Source organism: Petrachloros mirabilis (genome assembly GCF_975968855.1).
Genome location: NZ_CDLUDY010000179.1, coordinates 1 through 4,082 on the forward strand (window position 1 = coordinate 1; position 4,082 = coordinate 4,082).

Here is a 4,082-nt window from a genome sequence, read left to right on the forward strand (position 1 = left end):
CCGTCAGGCTGCTTCTGAGAGTCGGGCGATCTCGGCTTTGATCTGGGTTTCCGCGATTGACGGTATCAATTGCTGAACGGCTTGCTGAATCTGTTCTTCTGCAGTCGTACGGACGGCTGCTTCGACCAGTTTTTCAATCCGTGCAGTCGCCTCGTGGTTGACGTTCTCTTCTACCTGTCGTTGTGCTGACGCAAGGCGTTCCTCCAGGACATCTGTCAGGGAGGCCTTCACCTTTTCAGCCTGCTCGTCGACCAGTTGTCTGACGTACTCCTTGATCAACGGATTGGCGATTTCATGGACACTGCTCCGGATGATCGGCTCGAGCATCGACAACTCGTTTTTTAGAATCTTTGGCAGGGCGTTGGTTAAAACCGGTTCGATGGCCTGAACCAGCCGTTCCTGGGAGAACCCCGCGCCGACTTGTTGTTGGACTTCGTTTTCGACAGCCTGTGCCACAAGGCTTGTCAGGTCCTTGGTAACCATGGTCGGAAGCAGTTCGGTAATTTTCTTTTCGGTTTTCTCGGTCATCGATTGCAGGAGCTGTCCGAACAACCCCTTCATCGCTTCTTCCGGTTCCGCTGATGCCGATTTTGCCGTTGCCGGTTGTCCTGTTGGTGTCATGGTGGGCTCTTTCTTGACGGGAGGGGGCGTCTGCACTGGATACGGGATCGTGATTTTCAGATCTTCTCCGTCCTGCCCCTCGCCCGTCATTTCGTTTATCACTTCGTCATCTTCTGAATCAGTTGCGCTCGATGTTGGAGGCCACGACCGTGTCTTTTTCTTGCGGCTTTTCGCTGTTGCAGCGACATGATCAAGGTTCTTAAGAAGGTCCAGGAGGGTCTCTGATTGAAACGGTTTCTTCAACAGCGCTTTGACTCCGAGGGATTTCAGATGTGATTCATCGAGTTTGTCGGTTGCACCGGTCAGGGCGACAATATAGGTGTCGGCGAGGTTATCCAGTTTAGAGACTTCTTTGCAGAAGCCTGAGAAGGTCATGTTATGGAGGTGGTAGTCGGTAATAATCAGATCGGGGCTCACCTTGCGGGCCGCATCAAGAGCGGCCGGGCCGTCCTGAAAGCCGACGACATCGTAGCCTTCGGGTGTGGAAATCTGCTCGACCATGCGTCGGACGGCGGGGCTGCTATCGATGACAAAAATAGTAGAAGCCACGAGAAAATCTCCCTTATTATAAAGCTGGTTCGAAGCTATCAAGGGGGGTACCCTTTGTCAAGAAAATGGCTTGTAGATGCGTGACTTAGCTTGAGTAGTTCTCCACGGTTCCAAACATCGGTGCAGGTGAAACAAGGATCATATGAGTCAACCTATTCGAGTCGTGTTTTTCGATGCCGCCGATACCCTCTTTCACGTCAATGGATCAGTCGCGGAGATTTATCTGCAGCACGCCGTGCAGTTTGGCTTCCAGAAGACGCCGGATTCATTGGGGGCAATCAGGCAGGCGTTCCGCCGGGCCTTCTTGGATGCACCGCCTCCGGTCTTTGCGGCAACGGAACCGGCGTACATCAAACAGAGTGAACGGCTCTGGTGGTTTGACGTCGTCCACAACGTCTTCTATCGCGTTGGGATGTTCGACCGCTTCGATGAATTTTTTGAACGGGTCTTTTCCGTCTTCGAAGATCCCGAAGTCTGGAAGCTCTTTCCTGACACAGCGTCGAGCCTCTCCGCTCTGCGGGAACAAGGGATTGAATTGGGGATTATCTCCAACTTTGACTCACGTCTGTTTACCGTCATGCGCGGGCTGGGACTCTCGGACCTGTTCGACACGGTGACGATCTCGAGCCTGGCCCAGGCCGCGAAACCTTCGCCGAAGATCTTTCAGGTTGCTCTGGAGAAACATGCCGTCGATCCAGATGAGGCGTTGCATGTCGGAGACAGCGTGCGGGACGACGTGGAAGGTGCAACGAAGGCGGGGCTGCGGGCGGTTCTCCTCGATCGTACCTCACGCGGGATTCAGCCGCTTCCCCGTGGAGTGATGCAGATCGCTTCATTGTCAGAGTTGCCGGCGTTATTGCAAGCCAAGGAGTAACGACATGACGGGGATGGAATCAGCGAATCGCGGCTGAACCGGTTACCTTATTATTGATGAGCCAAAGGGGGATCAAACTTCGAATCGCGAGGACCGTAATCCGAAGGAGTTGCCGCCTGTTCGTTGATCCATTCGATAACGGCCACATGGCCAAGGCTTTCCGGATCACCCGGCAGATAATCCGAGACCACCGCGAGCACACGAAATCCGTGTTTGAGTTGAAAGGCTAATGTCATTCCCGAGATTTCGCCCCGTACGACCTTGATCGTATACTCTTCCGGGCTCATGTGGTCTGCATACCGATAGTATCCCCGCAATCTAGCGCCCGCCCGTAACCGAGGAAGTTTCAACTCCTCCACTAGCCGACGCCTGGTGGCATAGATGGCTGAGCCGACTCCGCGTCGTTGGACGGCCGGTGAAACCATGATCTCCCCGCCATAAAGCGTTCGACCGTGAATCGGATCATGGTTGGTAAACATGCCATGGTCGGTAAAGTCTTTCCAGGACCCGTTTAAGTCGTAATCGTCCCATCTGATGATCAGGCTTGCCGCCATACCGACGAGTGTTCCCGATGTCGGGTCGATGGCGACGAATTGTCCTTCAGGAAAGATTTCGAGGTGAGAGCCCAATTGCTTTTCGGTCCAGTAAGGTGGGAAAGAGTAGACAGCTTTCGACAGTTCAATGATGGCGGGAAAATCGTCGGGTCTTGTATTGCGGACGATGACATCGGGTGGCGGTTTCTTCATAGAGAGACGATTTCCGTGTTTTTGACGATATCCGAGCTGTTGTGGCTGTCGAGCAACGGCAGGACTGTTCCGTGTGATCGCCCTTGGAGGATCGTGGTCAAATTCACGTCGCCGATCACCATGCTCTCCTGGTTGGGAATGCCTTCCGCAAGAATTCCGTCCCGCGAAAATGCAAAGTCGCTTGGAGTCAAAATCGACGCTTGGCCGTAGTTGAGGCTGACTGCCGGAACCATCGGAAGCGAACCGACGGTCGAGGCCTGCACCACGTACATCTGATTTTCGACGGCACGCGCCTGCGCGCAGTATCGCACCCGGAGGAATCCCTGCCGTTCATCGGTGCAACTTGGAACGACCAGGATATGGGCCCCCTCGCGCCCGGCCGCTCTCGCAATTTCCGGAAACTCGACGTCGTAACAGATTGTGACGGCGATGCGTCCGAACGTCGTGTCGAAGACGCGGAATTTCTCGCGCGGAGAGACTTTCCATTCCTCCTTTTCGAAGCGTGTCATGTGGAGCTTCCCCTGCACACCGTATCTTCCGCTCGGGGAAAAGAAACAGCACTCGTTATAGACACGATCCGACCCGCTTTCCATAACCGGGATCGTTCCGGCAACGATGTAAAGGCCGTGCTGCTTGGCAAGGTCTCCCATCAAGGTTCGGAACCGGTCCGCTTGCTGTGCTAAATCCCTTACCTGTTCTTGAATCGGTCGTTTTACATTGCCCAGCGTAAGGAGCTGGATTGTGAAGTACTCTGGGAACACTAAAAGCTGGGCCTTGTAATCGGCGGCTGTTTCGACAAGCGCCTGTACCTGATCTCGAAATTGCTCGAAGGTCTGTACCGGTCTGACGAAATATTGAAGCGATGCAATACGAAGTCGTTCCATGTTCGCGATGGATCCTTTCTTGCCACTCTATAGCAGGGGGGAGAATGATGCGCAAGAACCTTGACTGCAGTCGGTTTCCTGTTAGAGCAACAAGGGAATGAATTCGCTGGCACGACCTTGGAAGGAGAGATCGGCGCCGGAGGAGTAAGGGGTGGGATCCAGATTGACTTCTATGACGAAGGCTCCGTTGGATTTCGCTGCGGGCATCAGCATCGCAGCGGGATAGACGAGGCCTGATGTTCCCACGATGAGTATCACGTCGCTGGACTCGGCGGCATCGAAACTTGCGTTGAGAATTTGTTGGTCCAGGGACTCTCCAAACCATACGACGTGAGGGCGAAGTAGCCCCTCGCAGGCTTGGCAGTAGGGAAGCAGAGAGAGGGGGACATCACGATAGTGGGGCACCAG

The 4,082-nt window shown here is 54.4% G+C and carries 5 protein-coding genes; 1 reads left to right on the forward strand and 4 read right to left on the reverse strand.

Annotated features, from left to right (window positions below; translation table 11 throughout):
* Positions 1-3: 3 nt before the first annotated feature.
* Positions 4-1,170: a response regulator gene (locus ACWVCN_RS07335; RefSeq protein WP_455244910.1), complete on the reverse strand. Its 1,167-nt coding sequence runs from the start codon at positions 1,168-1,170 to the stop codon at positions 4-6.
* Between the two features lie 142 nt (positions 1,171-1,312).
* Between ACWVCN_RS07335 and ACWVCN_RS07340 the strand changes: the two genes are divergently transcribed.
* On the forward strand, positions 1,313-2,044 hold the full coding sequence (locus ACWVCN_RS07340) for an HAD-IA family hydrolase (RefSeq protein ID WP_455244911.1): 732 nt from the start codon (positions 1,313-1,315) through the stop codon (positions 2,042-2,044).
* A 50-nt stretch (positions 2,045-2,094) separates the two neighbouring features.
* Here ACWVCN_RS07340 and ACWVCN_RS07345 read toward each other — a convergent pair whose 3' ends face one another.
* The 3 genes from ACWVCN_RS07345 to ACWVCN_RS07355 form a co-directional block, all read right to left on the reverse strand.
* Entirely contained in the window at positions 2,095-2,790 is a 696-nt protein-coding gene (locus tag ACWVCN_RS07345) for a GNAT family N-acetyltransferase (RefSeq protein WP_455244912.1), read from the reverse strand.
* The gene (locus tag ACWVCN_RS07350; RefSeq protein ID WP_455244913.1) at positions 2,787-3,674 is read right to left on the reverse strand and encodes a carbon-nitrogen hydrolase family protein; all 888 of its coding nucleotides are present in this window, start codon (positions 3,672-3,674) and stop codon (positions 2,787-2,789) included. Before ACWVCN_RS07350 ends, ACWVCN_RS07345 begins: the two co-directional genes overlap by 4 nt.
* An 81-nt stretch (positions 3,675-3,755) precedes the next feature.
* Positions 3,756-4,082, reverse strand: a 327-nt coding sequence (locus ACWVCN_RS07355) for a Sir2 family NAD-dependent protein deacetylase (RefSeq protein ID WP_455244914.1), incomplete at its 5' end; no start/stop codon positions are given.